The sequence below is a fragment of the Arthrobacter sp. MP_M4 genome (genome assembly GCF_035984855.1).
In the GTDB taxonomy this organism is placed as follows: domain Bacteria; phylum Actinomycetota; class Actinomycetes; order Actinomycetales; family Micrococcaceae; genus Arthrobacter.
Genome location: NZ_JAXCHX010000004.1, coordinates 51,409 through 65,447, shown reverse-complemented (window position 1 = coordinate 65,447; position 14,039 = coordinate 51,409). Strand labels below are relative to the sequence as shown.

Annotated in this window: 19 protein-coding genes; 7 read left to right on the top strand and 12 right to left on the bottom strand. The window is 65.6% G+C overall.

The window, feature by feature from the left end:
* Positions 1–97 precede the first annotated feature (97 nt).
* Complete coding sequence (locus RCH15_RS05790; protein ID WP_326958957.1) at positions 98–415, bottom strand: DUF6457 domain-containing protein; 318 nt, start codon at positions 413–415, stop codon at positions 98–100.
* Positions 416–623: 208 nt separating this feature from the next.
* Between RCH15_RS05790 and RCH15_RS05785 the strand changes: the two genes are divergently transcribed.
* On the top strand, positions 624–1,244 hold the full coding sequence (locus RCH15_RS05785) for an L-threonylcarbamoyladenylate synthase (protein WP_326958955.1): 621 nt from the start codon (positions 624–626) through the stop codon (positions 1,242–1,244).
* 14 nt (positions 1,245–1,258) lie between these two features.
* Here the strand turns inward: RCH15_RS05785 and RCH15_RS05780 are convergent, their stop codons facing one another.
* The gene (locus tag RCH15_RS05780; protein ID WP_326958953.1) at positions 1,259–1,546 is read right to left on the bottom strand and encodes a hypothetical protein; all 288 of its coding nucleotides are present in this window, start codon (positions 1,544–1,546) and stop codon (positions 1,259–1,261) included.
* A gap of 294 nt (positions 1,547–1,840) precedes the next feature.
* Between RCH15_RS05780 and RCH15_RS05775 the strand changes: the two genes are divergently transcribed.
* Positions 1,841–2,107 (top strand): hypothetical protein, encoded by a 267-nt coding sequence (locus RCH15_RS05775; protein ID WP_326958951.1) that lies wholly within the window; start codon positions 1,841–1,843, stop codon positions 2,105–2,107.
* A 9-nt stretch (positions 2,108–2,116) separates the two neighbouring features.
* Positions 2,117–2,548, top strand: coding sequence for a LexA family protein (locus RCH15_RS05770; RefSeq protein WP_326958949.1), 432 nt, complete (start codon positions 2,117–2,119; stop codon positions 2,546–2,548).
* Here the strand turns inward: RCH15_RS05770 and RCH15_RS05765 are convergent.
* The 3 genes from RCH15_RS05765 to RCH15_RS05755 all read right to left on the bottom strand — a co-directional run bounded on the left by RCH15_RS05765 (position 2,498) and on the right by RCH15_RS05755 (position 3,998).
* The gene (locus tag RCH15_RS05765) at positions 2,498–3,208 is read right to left on the bottom strand and encodes a PAS and ANTAR domain-containing protein (RefSeq protein WP_326958947.1); all 711 of its coding nucleotides are present in this window, start codon (positions 3,206–3,208) and stop codon (positions 2,498–2,500) included. The two genes, RCH15_RS05770 and RCH15_RS05765, sit on opposite strands and share 51 nt — an antisense overlap.
* 173 nt (positions 3,209–3,381) lie before the next feature.
* A complete protein-coding gene (locus tag RCH15_RS05760; RefSeq protein WP_326958945.1) occupies positions 3,382–3,639 on the bottom strand; it encodes a hypothetical protein in 258 nt (85 codons plus the stop codon).
* Positions 3,640–3,818: 179 nt separating this feature from the next.
* Complete coding sequence (locus RCH15_RS05755) at positions 3,819–3,998, bottom strand: hypothetical protein (RefSeq protein WP_326958943.1); 180 nt, start codon at positions 3,996–3,998, stop codon at positions 3,819–3,821.
* 482 nt (positions 3,999–4,480) lie between these two features.
* Here RCH15_RS05755 and RCH15_RS05750 point away from each other — a divergent pair, with 482 nt between their 5' ends.
* Entirely contained in the window at positions 4,481–5,791 is a 1,311-nt protein-coding gene (locus RCH15_RS05750; RefSeq protein ID WP_326958941.1) for a Y-family DNA polymerase, read from the top strand.
* A gap of 38 nt (positions 5,792–5,829) precedes the next feature.
* Here RCH15_RS05750 and RCH15_RS05745 read toward each other — a convergent pair whose 3' ends face one another.
* Positions 5,830–6,771, bottom strand: a complete 942-nt coding sequence (locus RCH15_RS05745; protein ID WP_326958939.1) for an AfsR/SARP family transcriptional regulator — start codon at positions 6,769–6,771, stop codon at positions 5,830–5,832.
* A 450-nt stretch (positions 6,772–7,221) separates the two neighbouring features.
* Here RCH15_RS05745 and RCH15_RS05740 point away from each other — a divergent pair, with 450 nt between their 5' ends.
* Entirely contained in the window at positions 7,222–7,725 is a 504-nt protein-coding gene (locus RCH15_RS05740; RefSeq protein ID WP_326958937.1) for an HtaA domain-containing protein, read from the top strand.
* Positions 7,726–8,261: 536 nt separating this feature from the next.
* Positions 8,262–8,564, top strand: coding sequence for a DUF4193 domain-containing protein (locus tag RCH15_RS05735; RefSeq protein ID WP_282379109.1), 303 nt, complete (start codon positions 8,262–8,264; stop codon positions 8,562–8,564).
* A gap of 45 nt (positions 8,565–8,609) precedes the next feature.
* On the opposite strand, the gene RCH15_RS05730 is transcribed toward RCH15_RS05735, so the two are convergent.
* Both RCH15_RS05730 and RCH15_RS05725 read right to left on the bottom strand, forming a co-directional pair.
* Positions 8,610–8,957: a GNAT family N-acetyltransferase gene (locus tag RCH15_RS05730; protein ID WP_326958932.1), complete on the bottom strand. Its 348-nt coding sequence runs from the start codon at positions 8,955–8,957 to the stop codon at positions 8,610–8,612.
* A gap of 45 nt (positions 8,958–9,002) precedes the next feature.
* Entirely contained in the window at positions 9,003–9,998 is a 996-nt protein-coding gene (locus RCH15_RS05725) for a pirin family protein (protein ID WP_326958930.1), read from the bottom strand.
* Positions 9,999–10,053: 55 nt separating this feature from the next.
* On the opposite strand from RCH15_RS05725, the gene RCH15_RS05720 reads away from it, so the two are divergent.
* A complete protein-coding gene (locus tag RCH15_RS05720) occupies positions 10,054–10,725 on the top strand; it encodes an alpha/beta hydrolase family protein (RefSeq protein ID WP_326958928.1) in 672 nt (223 codons plus the stop codon).
* Positions 10,726–10,751: 26 nt separating this feature from the next.
* Here the strand turns inward: RCH15_RS05720 and RCH15_RS05715 are convergent, their stop codons facing one another.
* From RCH15_RS05715 to RCH15_RS05700, 4 genes are all read right to left on the bottom strand, one after another.
* On the bottom strand, positions 10,752–12,035 hold the full coding sequence (locus RCH15_RS05715; protein ID WP_326958926.1) for a class I SAM-dependent methyltransferase: 1,284 nt from the start codon (positions 12,033–12,035) through the stop codon (positions 10,752–10,754).
* A 200-nt stretch (positions 12,036–12,235) separates the two neighbouring features.
* Positions 12,236–13,258 carry a non-homologous end-joining DNA ligase gene (gene ligD / locus RCH15_RS05710; RefSeq protein ID WP_326958924.1) on the bottom strand — a complete coding sequence of 341 codons (1,023 nt, stop codon included), beginning with the start codon at positions 13,256–13,258 and terminating at the stop codon, positions 12,236–12,238.
* A 99-nt stretch (positions 13,259–13,357) separates the two neighbouring features.
* Positions 13,358–13,717, bottom strand: coding sequence for a hypothetical protein (locus RCH15_RS05705; protein WP_326958922.1), 360 nt, complete (start codon positions 13,715–13,717; stop codon positions 13,358–13,360).
* Positions 13,714–13,986: a hypothetical protein gene (locus tag RCH15_RS05700; protein WP_326958920.1), complete on the bottom strand. Its 273-nt coding sequence runs from the start codon at positions 13,984–13,986 to the stop codon at positions 13,714–13,716. The genes RCH15_RS05705 and RCH15_RS05700 overlap by 4 nt, the downstream gene beginning before the upstream one ends.
* Positions 13,987–14,039: the final 53 nt, after the last annotated feature.

Genomic DNA, 14,039 nt, shown 5'->3' with positions numbered 1-14,039 from the left:
AGATCCAACCCCTGGACGTCCACCCCGGGAACAATAAAAGGGCATGTCCCGCGGGAGGTTCACCACCCCGCGGGACAAGCCCTTTTTTGGCGCCGGTTTACTGGGCGCGCTTGCTCCAGCCCTCTTCGTCCGGCCCGCCAGCCTCGCCGTGCTCACACAGCTCCAGGACCTTGTTTGATGCTGCGTGGACCGCCTCGTCGACGCTCTTCCTGCCGTCGGTCGATGCTGTTCCCGCAGCGAAGCCAACGATAAAGGCGCTGATGGCGTCCGCATGGGGCCCGACGGCCCTGAGCGACTCGTCCGCGACCTGGACGATTTTCTCGTGGTCCATTTCCAGATCAAGAATCTGCAGCGCCTGGATGAGTCGGGTACTCCAGTGTCGCAGTGTGCTGTCTTCGTCGCGGGGCAAAGTCATGTGCTACTCCTCTTTGATGGCGGTGCGTCAGTTGATCGTCTTCCCCCACTAGGGTTAGCACCGACACCGGCGTAACGCAACGCGACCCGCGAGGCTTAGGAGCGCAAAGGCTGCCGGAACTTCCCTGACCACGGCCGCACCAGTGGCGCTCGCGGCGAGTCCGCACGTCGGCGTGCCCGGGCCGGCGTCGGGCGCGTAAGCTCGTCCCATGGCGAGATACTTCGATGTCCACCCCGAAAACCCGCAGGCGCGGTCCATCAGCCAGGCGGTGGAAATCGTCCGGTCCGGAGGTCTGATCGCCTATCCCACCGACTCCTGCTATGCGCTCGGCGCCCAAATCGGCAACCGGGAGGCCCTGGACCGCATCCGAACCATCCGCCATCTCAACGACAAACACCACTTCACGCTGGTGTGCAAGGACTTCGCCCAGCTGGGACAGTTCGTGCAGATCGACAACGACGTGTTCCGCACCCTCAAGGCTGTCACTCCCGGGAGCTACACGTTCATCCTGCCCGCCACCAAGGAAGTCCCCCGGCGTCTCCTGCATCCGAAGAAGAAGACCGTAGGCGTGCGTATCCCGGACAACCGGGTGGTCCAGGCACTGCTGGCAGAATTAGGCGAGCCGCTGCTATCGAGCACACTCCTGCTGCCGGACGAGGACGAGCCCCTGACGCAGGGATGGGAAATCAAGGAACGGCTCGAGCACGTAGTGGACGCCGTCATTGACTCCGGAGACTGCGGCTCCGAGCCGACGACGGTGATCGATTACTCCAGCGGCACGGCGGAAATCGTCCGGCGCGGCATGGGCGACCCGTCCCGCTTCGAATAGCGGGCCCCGCGGGGCTACTTGGACGCGGTATCGGGCGCGCCAGCGGAGGTCGACGCCCGGTTCCGCAGCCAACGGCGGGACAGGTCCATTGCCGCGATCAGTCCGGCGAGCGGCGTCAGCACCGCCGCCACGTAGACGAACAGCAGCCACGCCAGAGTGGTCAGCAGCGTCTGGTGGTCGCTCAGCAGGGACAGCCCTCCGAAGAGCCCGAGGACCCAAAACAGGGTTACTCCGGCCAGGACCGCACCCGCGGGGAAGTACTCGTTGCTGACGACGCTTTTGACAATACCTAGAGTTTTCACGGACCCTCCTCATGCCTGGCGGTGGGAAGTTGGCCGCCGGGGTCAATCCAAGTATGGGGCCCGCCGCGCCCCGAATTTCGTCGACGGCCCGGTACGTGATGAAGCTAACTTTGCCGCGGCGTCGCCAGCTGAAACCGGCAAGGGCCGCTTTCACCAGGACCCTGCCCGGAAGTGGCGCGCTGTCCGTAGCCCAGGGCCTGATGGACCCCCTTTGGATTATCAGAGCAACAGGTCACCGCCTTCGGCGGCCCGGTGCTTGGATACCTTCCCGCCGGATACGACGTGGAGGCAGCCATGCGAGCCGAGATCGACGACGTCGGCTCCCTCGCCGAACTGGCGTCACCGGACGTCGTGGTTGCCAGGATCGATCGGCTGGGAGCCGACGTCAGCGCGCGGGACCTGACTGAGCGACGTCTGAAAAACACCGGTGCCCCGGACGTCATCGCCGGACCCGGTTCGGGATCCCTGGCAGGGACCCCCAAGGCCGGTAAGGAACAGTGGCAGGCCCCCTTCCGAAGAAGGGGAGGCTACACTGGAGACATCGAACATATATTCGAATAAGGGTGTGTCGTGGGCGTAATCATCGGACCCCGCGTGATGGATGCGGGCACTTCTCTACTGTCGGTTCTGATCTCGCCGGTGCGGGTTGCGGCCGGCTATCCCTCGCCCGCCCAGGATTACTTTGACGGCCGGATCGACTTGAATGAGCACCTCATCAAAGACATCACCAGCACCTATGTGGTCCGGGTGTCCGGGGACTCCATGGAGGGGGCGGGAATCAGCGACGGCGACGAACTGATCGTCAACCGGGCGCTCGAACCCCGCGACGGGTGCGTCGTCGTTGCCGTCCTCGACGGCGAACTCACCGTCAAGAGGCTTCGCATCACGGTGTCCGGGGTGATCCTTCAGGCGGACAACCCCTGGTACCCGGACATAAGGGTTGCGGCGCTGTCAGATCTTGTTATCTGGGGCGTTGCAACCTGGTGCCTGCACCACGTCTAGACGGGGCCCTTCCAGCGCGGGCGGGATCCTCCGAGCAGCGGGAACTGTCTTATAAGAGGTGCTCCGGGGATGCGGGCCGGCCGTGATGAGCTCCTCGATGAAATCCCCCACCGCGCTTCCGTCCGCAGGATCATCGGCCAGCGTCACGAGCCCGCACGCGACACCGGCAAGCTTGATGTTCCTGTTGTTGCTGAACGTTGCCAGCAGTCTGAACGCTTCCGTCGAACTGATACCGAGGCGCCCCATCAGAATGCCTTCGGCTTTAGCGATGGTGACACGAGTGCCCAGGGCCCCACGGATGGCATCGCGGGCGGCCAGTTCCGTCTCGGTGCGGATGGTTGAGGTAAGGTCCAGCATGATCCCTGTCACTGACAGCAGACTTCCTTGGTCGTCCAGGAGCGCCTCCCCCGCTGTGAGTACCGTGTGCTCCCGCGAGCGAGCATCAATCAGACGATGATAGATGGCCACGTGCCCGCCATGGGCGAAAAGTTCACCGTTGATGGCCTGGATCCGGGGTAAGTCGTCAGGGTGCTTGTGCGCCAGAGCCAGGGCCAGGGTCGGAACGACGTCCCCGCGATGGTAGCCGTGGATGCTGTAGATCTCGTCAGACCACTGCATGGCCTGGGTTGCACCGTCCAAAACGAACGTTCCGGCCACCATGTTGGAAGGGCCAGGACAGCTGGCATATGGTGACCCGGGCGACCTATCCATCGGATCTCCTCTCGCGCTGTTTCCTCGTATTTGATCGTACTCGGAGCGGTCGGAGACCGCATGGAATCATTGCGTCCGGCTACCCGACCGGTGCGGCGGCCGGCCCCTGCGCCCGCGCCCCACTATCTCGTTGCAGTACCACGCAGTGTAGCCGCGTTCGTGCCGGCCGTACGGCGTATCTCTTTGACCTTTTCGATCTGCAGGGCGAGTTTCTGCATGCGGGTTCTCAGGTGCTTGTCCAGGACTTTGTCCAACGCGGAGTGGAAACCCGTTTTGTCCCGGCAGACCGCATCGGTCACGGCGATTCTGAACTCTTCCTGGTGGCGGGTGAGTGGGACGCCGCGCACCTCTCTGGCCTGGGCTCCCTCAGGGGGCGCCACCCGCGCGCTCCAGGTCGACACAGACGCGGCTACGGTCATCGCCGGCTGGGACCCAGAGAGTACGATCTGGCTCACCGACGTCGCGCGCGAATCAGATGATTCGCGGCTGACGGGTCCCGCACCTCGCAGGGCGATCCCTGGACCCCGGCCCTGCAGTAGCCTCGCCTTCTCAAGGGCCGCTAGCTCCGGGGCGTGAACTGGACCCGGATGAGTTTGGGCTCGTTGCGTGGAAGCACGGCGGTAACGACGCCACCGCCTGCTGGTTCTGCGCCGATGCCGTACAGGAACGGGTCTGTATCGACTTCCGCACCGGGTACGTCGACTCCGTTGACCAGGACACTGACCTGATCATTGGTCATCCGGCCGGTCACTGCGGGTGCTGCTTGGTCCGATGGGTTGTCACTCAGTCCGAGCTCTTGCCGGTACTGGTTCGTGAGGACGCAGTTGACGTGGTCCACCAGCACGCTGCGGACCGACGAGGTCCGCGAGGTTAATAGGGTCTGAACGGTCGATCGGGTTTCGCCAGATTGTGGCACGGGATTGGCGGCCTGAAGCTGCAGAAGAGATGCCGGACGCCCGCCGGCTCTTAGAGGGTCCTCGAAACGGCGCCTTGGAATGACCAATTCGGTGGGAAGGCCCCTCATCATGTGGTCGGACCCTGCTCGACGTCCGAGTACCGCCGAACCGCCGTACCAAAGGCAAAGACGTTGTCACCGCCGCACCCTACCTTGGACTATCGAACATGGATTCGATAGAGGGTGTGTCATGGTCGCAGGAATCCCGACTCGTGCGCTCGCACGGTGGTATGGCCGCGAGCGCACACCCGGAAGAGGAACGAGCAATGAAAAGCATGCCTTACCCGCACAGGACCGGACCGGGACGGGGAAGCATTGCCCTTGTCGACGTGAACTGCTTCTACGCCAGCGCCGAACGAGCCTTCGACCCGTCCTTGGAGGGCCGTCCCCTGGTGGTGCTCTCCAACAAGGACGGATGCGCTGTCACCCGGTCGCCGGAGGCCAAGGCACTCGGAATTCCCCTCGGGGAACCCTGGTTTAAGCTCGCGCCGCGGGCAAGGGAATGGGGACTGGTGGCGCGTTCCAGCAACTACGAGCTTTACGGTGACATCAGCGCCCGGGTCATGGAACTCCTTGGCCGATACTCCGCCTGGCTGGAGGTATACAGCATCGACGAGGCGTTCCTGGGCGTCAGCGGCGCCCCGGACGAGCTGTTGCGGGTCGGCCACAGCATGAAAACGGCGGTGCGCCGCAACGTCGGCGTCCCCGTCTGCGTGGGCATCGCCGGCACGGAGACCCTCGCAAAACTGGCCAACAAGTGGGCCAAGAATAATCCAGCGTTCGACGGCGTCTGCCACTGGGATGCTGTCCCGGTTGCCCAGCGGAACAACCTCATGGCCGGACTGTCCGTGATTGAACTCTGGGGCGTTGCGTCCCGGTTGACCAAGAGACTCAACAGCACGGGAATTCACTCGGTACTGGACCTTGCGCGCGCAGACCCGGTCAGGATCAGGGACCGATTCTCCGTGGTGCTGATGCGGACTGTGCTTGAGCTCCAGGGAACTGCGTGCATTCCGCTGGAAGAGCAACGGATCGGACGTGACCAACTGATCTTCAGCCGGTCCTTCGCCGCTCCCATCACCACCGCGGCCGGGCTGCGCCAAGTCCTCGGCATCTATGCCCAGCAGGCTAGTGCGCGGCTGGCGCGGCACAGGCTGCAGGCCAAGGTTCTGACGGCGTTCGCGGGCACGTCCCCCTTCAACCAGCAGCACAGTGCGCACCCGTCCGTGTGCGTGCCGCTGCCAATGCCCACCGCTGACCCGGTCGTTCTGGCACGGGCTGCCTTCGCCCTGCTCCCCCGGATTAATGAGGGCGTCAAGTACGTGTGTGCCGGTCTCATGGTTACCGACCTCCGGCCGACGGGCAATCAGCCGCCTCTGGCAGTCTTTGAGAACTTGCACGAGGAACGCGGCATAGGGTCCCTCCTTGAAGAGGTCAGCAAAAAGTATGGACGCGAGGCGATTGGCCTGGGACACGCCGGAATCCGCGGCGGACCGGACTGGAGCATGAGACGGGACATGCTGTCCCCCCGCTACACCACCCACTGGGCCGAGCTTCCGGTCGTCAAAGCCGCCTAGATGATCCAGGACGCGGGCCGGGGCGGCACGGCCGGACTTCAGATGGCGACGGCCAGCGCCTGGCGCAGGAAGGAGTCCACAACTCGACCGGCGTTCTCCTGCCTGCGCCGGGACTCCTCCGCGGCGAGCAGGCCGCGCTTGGGTCCGTGCAACCGTTCGGCGAGATACAGCAGAGCTGCCAGGACTTCCGAGAGATCCGTGTTTCCGTCGGCGCGCTGCCGCAAAAGCCGCAAGTACGCCGCCTGCAGCGCAGGCCCGGGAGCGCAACCCATGTCCCGGTCAAACAACCGGCGGCAGCGTTCGTATGCGGACAGTCCCTCGACCGGCAGCCCCGCCTGCTCGTAGCCCGCAACGAGAACCGTCCACGCCCGTTCGTTGAGTGGCTCGGACCGGACCGCCGTTTGCGCCAACGAAATGGCGAGCTCGGATTTGTTCAGGAACGCCGCCGTCTCAGCGGCGAGAATCTGTGTGGCGACCTTCTCTGCGGCGTGCCGGGTCCGGGCTTCCTCCGCCCAGTCAGCCACGAGTTCAAAACCCAGCAACGGCTCTGCCGCCAGTTCCAGCGCCCGCATCGAGAGCTCGTGGGCCTCCGCCGGCGGGGAGCGCCGGGCCACGAGGACCAGGTCCTGGAATTCAGACAGGTCCAGCTCCACCAGCTGGGGATCGAGGACGTAGCCGGCGTTGGCGGTGCGGAGGGGGCCGCATTTCGTGTTGCCGGGCTGGATCACGCGACGCAGGCCACTGACGTAGCTCTCAAGAGTGGCCACCGCCCCCGCACTGGCCCGGGACCCCCATAGGATCTCCACCAGGCGCGTCTTGGAAACAGGTGTACCGAGGTTCAGGAGCAGGATTTCCAGAATATGCCGCGGCTTGCAGCCACCCAGGTCGGCGGCCCGGAGCACCGCGCCATCGCGCCGGATTTCGAATGTTCCAAAAAGTTGAACGGAGATTGTCGGTGTGGAAATGCCCGGAGTCTTCACCTTTACCTCCTTCCGGTATCTCTTAATCGATTGTCGAAGAGCTGAAAAAGAATTGCGGGATATATCCAGATGCATTTCTATCCGCCCTCTAGACAAACGGTTGCATGCAGGACAATGCACAACAAGGAATGCAACTACCCGATCCTTTGCCGTCCCGAAACTCAGGTACACCTCGTAAGGGCGCCAAGTACCTGAGGGCACCATTCTGCGTAACCGGGCAGCCGGGCAAGTATCCATTCCCCTTGCTTCGACACATTGCCTCTGTCGCGGCCCAGCGTGGCGGGCGGCCTCTTCACCATCAGGGGCCAGGCATCGCCCGCCAGGGTCGGGCGCCCCTGCTGCCCCGGCGGACTACGCCGGATGTCACGGCGGCCTGGCTGCAGTTCATCCTGGAAGCCATGCGCCGCTAGGCTCGGAGGAGACCAACTTTTCACCCTCAGGAGAACCTACGTGAACCCAGCGTCCGCCTCACCCGATCCGCAGCCCGCGCTGGGCCTGAGCTGGGGCATCAAGCGCAGCTTCGTCGACTACATCACCAGTTTGCCGGACGGTTCAGTTTCCGCGACCGACGGGGCCACCGTCTCGGACTGTTCCTTGTTCTCCTTCAGTCCCGAAGCTTCAGACTACGATTTTGCTCGGGGCGCCGGCGTACTGCGCTTCCGCGGCGACGTTCGGCTCGCCGGCCACCACGGCATGTTGCTGGTGCGTCTTCTGGACCCCTGGATCACATTCACCGGCGGCAGCGGAGTGCTCTCGATCAGCACCGGTGGCGGCGGCCGCCACGACCGGGCCACCGTGGGGTTTCTCGCCCCTTCCGTTCCGCGAGTCGACGCCGGGTCCTGGGTGTGGGACAACGTCGACGTCGTCGTTTCCCCGGAAGGATCCGAGCTTTTCGACGGCCAATATGCTGCCGGACAGCCGATGGACCCGCTCTTCATCCGGGTCGCGGGCTAGGAACCCGGCAGGGGCCGGCGCGGCGACCGCGGGCTTGCCTCACCGTCTTAGCGGGGCTGTGACCCGTAGGCCGCGGGCCCAAAAAACCAGCCAGAGACGTCGCTGCGCAACACAAAGTGCGGCCCACCCGTGGCGCTGACGCTGCCGCTGGCCACGTAGTATCCGCGACCCGCCCCCGGACCGCCAGCTGCGCGGTCAAAGGCATCCGTGAGCTGTCTCGGCAGGTGCCCCGCGGGCCCGAGAGAACGGATGTGGTCAACTTCCTCCGGCGTGAGCCTGCCGAGCACTGCTGCTATATCTGCCATCACGGATCCCTTCTGGCGGATGGTCTGTGAAGCACCAGCCTAGGACCGAGCTGTGAACGGCACATGAATTCGGGGCGACAATCAGCCAACAGATCCCGGCCGCAGCCACCATCTGACGGTGTTAGCAGAGTCACTGTCCGCAGTCCCCCTGCACCCAGCGAATTAACGGGTAAGTACTGTACGGTTCAAGTCCGGTAAACCCATAACAAAACGGAATCGAGAATCAACCAGGTGGCAACCGATTATGACGAAGTCCGATCCGACGTTGCGGAATCACGCAACGCCTCACTGGAAGCCCTGCGGTCCGCGAACGCGCCGGACGCCCGCAGCGTCACCCGTGAGCTCGACGAAGCCGACACTTCGGAGGGTGTGGAACTGCCCGGAGCCGACCTGTCCGGCGAGGAACTAACGGTAACCGTTATCCCGCAGAAGGACGACGAGTTTATGTGCTACTCATGTTTTCTCGTCCGACACCGCTCGCAGCTCGCCCGTGAGAAAGCCGGCCACTCGTATTGCGCTGACTGCATGAGCTAAGAGTCGCCCTTCGGCCAGTCCCGGGGAAGGAACCCGGGCCCGGCTTCAGCGCCGGCCGCGCTGCGGCAACACGCCGTCGAGAACTCGGAGCAGTGCCGGGGTGGGGACCTGGACGCTCGCCGCGTACCGGGGGTGACCTTGGAGGTACTTTTTGATGTACGGACAAACCGGGACGACCTTCAAGCCGGCAGCGACGGTGTCCTCAAGCGCCTGTGCCGCGAGCCGGCCGGCGAGCCCCCGGCCCCGGAATTCCTCGTCCACAACTGTGTGGTAAAAAATCCGGTGCCCGCCGCCGTCGTCGATATAGGCCGCCTTGCCGGTGACCGTTTCCCCGTCCAGCAGTTCAAAACGCAGCCGGCCGGGGTTGTGGCGGATCGTAGGTGAGCTGGGCATCTATTCGTCTCCTGGGGGCGGCAACGATCGGATCGGCAAAAGGGGTCAGGCCCGGGGCCGGAGCCTGGCGTTGGGGAGCGCCGGGGCTGGAAGCGGTGCGGGTTCTCCTGCGGGAAACGGGCCGAACCGGGACGTGGTTTCCGTTTCGGCGCCGGCGGGCGCTACCCCGGCGCCAATTTCCGCCTGCCATATGGACCGGAACTCCACGATTTCTTCGTGGCTGCGCCCTACGAAATTCCACCACATCACGATCGGTTCGCCCAGGGGTGCCCCGCCGATCAGCAACACACGCAGGGCTTCATCACCGGCCGCTAGGGTCAAGGCGGTGCGCCCGACGGGCAGGTAGGCAAGGTGGTCCCGGGCGACCGGGTGGCCCTCCACCGTGAGGGTCCCGGTGTCCACGAGCACACCGTGCTCAAAGGAGGGGTCCGTGTCCAGGCTCAGCGAGGATCCTGCTGACACGATGATTTCCGCTCCAAGCAGGGGCGTGTGGGTCGTGACGGGAGACACTGCACCGGCGAGGGATCCCAGAAAGACTCGCATGCTCCAACCGGGTCCCGCCAACGGCTCGGGCTGGTAATGCTCAAACGTTGGTGCCATCCGGCGTGCCCCCTCCGGCAGTGCCACCCACAACTGCGCACCATGCAGGACATCGGTGGCGGGCGTGGAAAACTCTGAGTGACTGATTCCGCGGCCGGCCGTCATCAGGTTGACCTCGCCGGGCCGCACCGCAGCGTGGAAACCGGCCGAGTCCCGGTGCTCAATCCCGCCGGTAAACAGCCAGCTCACCGTTTGCAGCCCCGTGTGTGGGTGGCGCGGAACGCGCATGCCCCCCGACTCGCCGACCCGGTCCGGGCCGTAATGGTCCAGGAAGCACCAGGCCCCGATGAGGCTGCGTTGGCGCTGGGGCAGCGTCCGCCGGACGTCCATGGCACGCGGGCCGCCGAGCGGAACCTGGCGGGGAACCAGGACTTCGACCCCGGCACGGCTGCCGTCCGACGCGCAAAGTATCTCCTGCGGAGCCACCTCGGTATTACTCATGAGGACAGCCTAGCGACCAACGCACCAGCGTGCCCGCGCGCCTCATGATGGAGGTATGACACTCAACGAGTTGCCGGTCACTTTCGCTGCGGGAGGCACCTGCGTTTCGGGCATCTACGCCCGCCCTGCCCAGCCCTCCGCCACCGTGGTGGTCGCCCACGGCGCCGGGGCCGGCATGGAGCACCCGTTCCTCACCGGATTCACGCGCGCCATGAACCGCCTGGCCATCGCCACGCTGCGCTTTAACTTCCCCTACCGGGAGACGGGCCGGAAGTTCCCGGACCGGCCTCCCGCAGCCATCGCTGCCTGGCGCGCGGCCATGGCCGAGGCCGCGGCCCGATCCGGGGGCGAGCCGCTCTGGGCCGCCGGGAAATCCTTCGGCGGCCGGATGGCCTCCATGGCTGTTGCTGAAGGGATGCCTGCGGCCGGACTCATCTACCTTGGTTACCCACTTCACCCGCCGGGCAAGCCGGAGAAGCTGCGGGACGAACACCTGTACGGTCTGACTCTGCCGATGCTCTTCCTGCAGGGCACCCGCGATCCGTTTGCCACACCCGAACTGCTGGAAGCCGTGGTGGCCTGGATCGGTCCGACAGCGACGCTGGAGTGGCTCGCCGGCGGCAACCACACTTTCGACGTCGCGCGGTCCAAGCGCAATGCGGACGATGTCGGCGCATCGTTGGCTGGGTCCGCGGCAGCCTTCATCTCAGCCCGCGGTCCCCGTTGAGGCGCCACCGGGCCGCCGCCCGGATTTCAGAGCCAGGCTGTCCGACGCAGGGGTGGCTCCGCGCCACCGGGGCGCTGCACCAGAATCTGGTTGACGCCGGTGATTCCGGCTTCGAAGCCCAGAGCACTGGCTGCCATGTACAGCCGCCACACCCGGGCGCGGCCTTCCCCTGCCAGCTGCACTGCATCACCCCAGTGATCCTCGAGGTTGTGCACCCAGGCCCGGAGGGTCAATGCGTAGTGCCGCCGCAGGGCTTCAACGTCGAGAACCTCCAGTCCGCCGGATTCGAGGGCACCTACCATGTCCGCCAGGGGGAGCATCTCACCGTCGGGGAAGACGTAGCGCGGGATGAATGAGTCCGGATCAGGGGCAGTTTGTCCCGCGTTCCAGGAGATGGCGTGGTTCAGCAGGCGGCCGCCCGGCCGGAGCAGACCGTGCAGCGTGGCGACGTAGGCGGGCGTTTGCTCCCTGCCCACATGCTCTGACATGCCGATCGAGCTGATTGCGTCAAAGGGCCCGTCCTCGATGTCGCGGTAGTCCTGGACCCGGATGGTTACCCGGTCGGTCAAGCCGGCCTCCGCAACCCGTTTCCCCGCCATGGCGGCCTGTTCGGCCGAAAGAGTCACCCCCACCACGTCGACGCCGTAGTTTTGGGCCGCGTGCAGCGCGAAACTCCCCCAGCCGCAGCCGACGTCCAGTACCCGCATGCCAGGCTGTAGTCCCAGTTTGCGGCAGACCAGGCTGAGCTTGGCGTCCTGAGCCACCTCCAATCCGGTGCCTTCCGCCTCCCACACTGCGCAGGAGTAGACCAGGGACGGGCCCAGGACGAGTGCATAGAAGTCATTGCCGACGTCGTAGTGATGGGAGATGGCGGCAGCATCGCGACTGCGGGTGTGCTGCCGGCCAGCACGGACAATCCGGGCTTCCTCCGGCGGCGGAGCAGGGTTCGGGCCCAGGGCGCCGATCAGGGCGGCGTTCTTGAGTATTGTCCCGATATCGCGCACTGTGGGGCGGCGGAATGGTCCCGGTTCGGCGAATTTTCCGGTGGCGCTCAGGGCAGAGAAACTGGCGAAGACGTCGCCGGGCGCGTCGACGTCCCCGGCGACATAGGCGCGGCTGAGGCCAAGCTGCCCGGGCGACCACAGCATCCGGCGCAGCGCTCGCCGGGACCGGAACTCGAGGACCGGCGCGCCGGCCGGACCCGCCTCGGAACCGTCCCAGGCCCTCAGCCGCAGCGGGATGTCTTCCGTTCCCAGGACGATAGCCAGCACCTCAGCAAGCCGCGTCGCCACCCCGGTCCGTTTCGTCATGATTCTGGCCTCTTCTCTGCTGCGACGTCATGCGCTTTCTCCGAAATTCCAATCTATTTCGGCACTCCCCGGGTGGACAGGAGCCGGATGGCCCTGATGGCTCGGCGGGGCCAGGTGCTGATGCGGGACGCTCCGCACACTGCGGCACCCGTCGGGGAGTGCGGCGCCGGATGCTGCCGGGCCTCGGGCCCCGGGTCCGGCTAATCCTTGCTCCTGGCCCTGCTGGGCTGCACCCGCATCGGTTCGCCCGGCATCTTCGGGAAGTCCGGCGGGAAGGGCAGTTCCCCCAGCCCGGCGGCGAGGTCACGCTCCCACCACTTCAGGAGACCATCGATGGTGCCCGGCGTCGCGTGCATGTCCGCCCAGGGGTCTCCGGTCTTCTTGAGCCGCTCCGGCACCGTGGTGATAGTGAAATCCTGGGCGCTGATGTGCTCCAGTTCGTCCCAGCCGATAGGACAGGACACAGTGGCCCCGGATAGGGCGCGCGGGCTGTACGCCCCGGCCATGGTGCGGTCACGGTTCGCCTGATTGAAGTCAACGAAAATACGGGTGCCCCGCTCCTCCTTCCACCACGCAGTAGTGACTTTTTCGGGCATCCGCCGTTCCAGTTCCCGGGCGGCGGCGATCACGGCGTGCCGCACATCGAGGAACTCATGGCTGGGCTCGACGGGTGCGAACACGTGGAGTCCCCGGTTGCCGGAAGTCTTAATGAATGAGTCCAGTCCGGCCTCGGACAGCACGGAGCGCAGTTCCTGCGCAGCCGGAATTGCGTCCTCGAACCCGGTGCCCGGCTGTGGATCGAGGTCGATCCGGAGCTGGTCAGGGTTGTCAGGGTTGCCGGCCCTGGACGCCCACGGATGGAAGACCACCGTGTTCATCTGCACGGCCCACACGGCGGCGGCCACCTCATCGATCACCAGCTGGGGGTGCGAGCGTGCGCTGGGGTAGACCACCATCACCGAGCGCACAAAGTCCGGCGCGCCCCGTGGCGGGTTCTTGGAGAAGAACTGATCGCCGTCCACCGTGTCCCCGAACCGCTGAAGCGTCACAGGGCGGCCGCCGTTCGCCGTCAGGAAGGCGTCCCCGACGTCGACGATGTACCGGGCGAGGTCCAGCTTGGTGAGACCGAGCTGGGGCCACAGAACCCTGCCGGGACTCGAGATCCGCAGTTCACGGTCGCCGCCGGCGCTGTTGACAGTGATGGAGGCTACTTCCTTGGGCATGGTGACAACCTACCCCCCCAACAGCCGCGGAACTGAAGAGCGTGGGCGCATCCACCGCCATTGACGCCGGACCGTGCCGGCGTTGGCGGCACAGGACCGTTACCGGGCAGATGATGGTGAAACGGCGGGCATTCCGCCTGCGTGGGCGCGCCCGACGGCTGCCCGCCCGACCGGCCGCCGTGCGTGCCGGGCTCGCAGCGGCGCCGCTGCCGGCGGGAAGGACGGGCCGGACCGCCGGTCCAACTCGTCGCTGACGAGCTGCAGCAGCTTTCCGGCAGGCTCCGAGAGGTCCCTGCCGTTGCCCGGGGAGGCCAACTCGACGCACTGCAGCAGTGCCGAGCGGAGCCGCACCAATTGCGCGGAGGGAACCAGGGGCCAGCGCCGGAAGGAATCGAACATCAACTCTGCGCCTGCTGTCCGGGTGTGCGGACCGTAGGCGGCGGCCGGGTCGGGCCTCATGCTGCGCGGTCCCAGCCGCCGGCGCGGCCGCACAGAAGGTGGCTTCCGTGCCATCCAGAGTCGCGGATCATGGCCACGGCTTCCGGGTCGGCGGCGGACAGCTTCCGCAGGTCCATGATCGTTTCAAGTCCGTGCCCGAATGAGCTGGCCCGGCGGCCAACGGCGATGAGGCTCGGGGCGTTGCCGACAGTGAGCCGGCCCTCCGGTGCTATGCGTGCAGATTCGGAACTGAGATCTAAAGCAACGGTAATGCCGAGCTTGCTGGTCATAGTGAAAAATCCCTTTGAAGCATGTTTGGCCGCTTGCTTGACCGCTTCCAGAA

What these genes read in the sequence shown, in the direction of transcription:
- RCH15_RS05785 (WP_326958955.1), top strand. Translation starts at nt 624, where the DNA reads ATGGCGAGATACTTCGATGTCCACCCCGAAAACCCGCAGGCGCGGTCC.
- RCH15_RS05715 (WP_326958926.1), bottom strand. Translation starts at nt 12,035, where the DNA reads ATGACGAAACGGACCGGGGTGGCGACGCGGCTTGCTGAGGTGCTGGCT.
- RCH15_RS05730 (WP_326958932.1), bottom strand. Translation starts at nt 8,957, where the DNA reads ATGCCCAGCTCACCTACGATCCGCCACAACCCCGGCCGGCTGCGTTTT.
- RCH15_RS05765 (WP_326958947.1), bottom strand. Translation starts at nt 3,208, where the DNA reads ATGGTGGCCGGAACGTTCGTTTTGGACGGTGCAACCCAGGCCATGCAG.
- RCH15_RS05750 (WP_326958941.1), top strand. Translation starts at nt 4,481, where the DNA reads ATGAAAAGCATGCCTTACCCGCACAGGACCGGACCGGGACGGGGAAGC.
- RCH15_RS05790 (WP_326958957.1), bottom strand. Translation starts at nt 415, where the DNA reads ATGACTTTGCCCCGCGACGAAGACAGCACACTGCGACACTGGAGTACC.
- RCH15_RS05775 (WP_326958951.1), top strand. Translation starts at nt 1,841, where the DNA reads ATGCGAGCCGAGATCGACGACGTCGGCTCCCTCGCCGAACTGGCGTCA.
- ligD (WP_326958924.1), bottom strand. Translation starts at nt 13,258, where the DNA reads ATGCCCAAGGAAGTAGCCTCCATCACTGTCAACAGCGCCGGCGGCGAC.
- RCH15_RS05700 (WP_326958920.1), bottom strand. Translation starts at nt 13,986, where the DNA reads ATGACCAGCAAGCTCGGCATTACCGTTGCTTTAGATCTCAGTTCCGAA.
- RCH15_RS05720 (WP_326958928.1), top strand. Translation starts at nt 10,054, where the DNA reads ATGACACTCAACGAGTTGCCGGTCACTTTCGCTGCGGGAGGCACCTGC.
- RCH15_RS05705 (WP_326958922.1), bottom strand. Translation starts at nt 13,717, where the DNA reads ATGAGGCCCGACCCGGCCGCCGCCTACGGTCCGCACACCCGGACAGCA.
- RCH15_RS05725 (WP_326958930.1), bottom strand. Translation starts at nt 9,998, where the DNA reads ATGAGTAATACCGAGGTGGCTCCGCAGGAGATACTTTGCGCGTCGGAC.
- RCH15_RS05755 (WP_326958943.1), bottom strand. Translation starts at nt 3,998, where the DNA reads ATGACCAATGATCAGGTCAGTGTCCTGGTCAACGGAGTCGACGTACCC.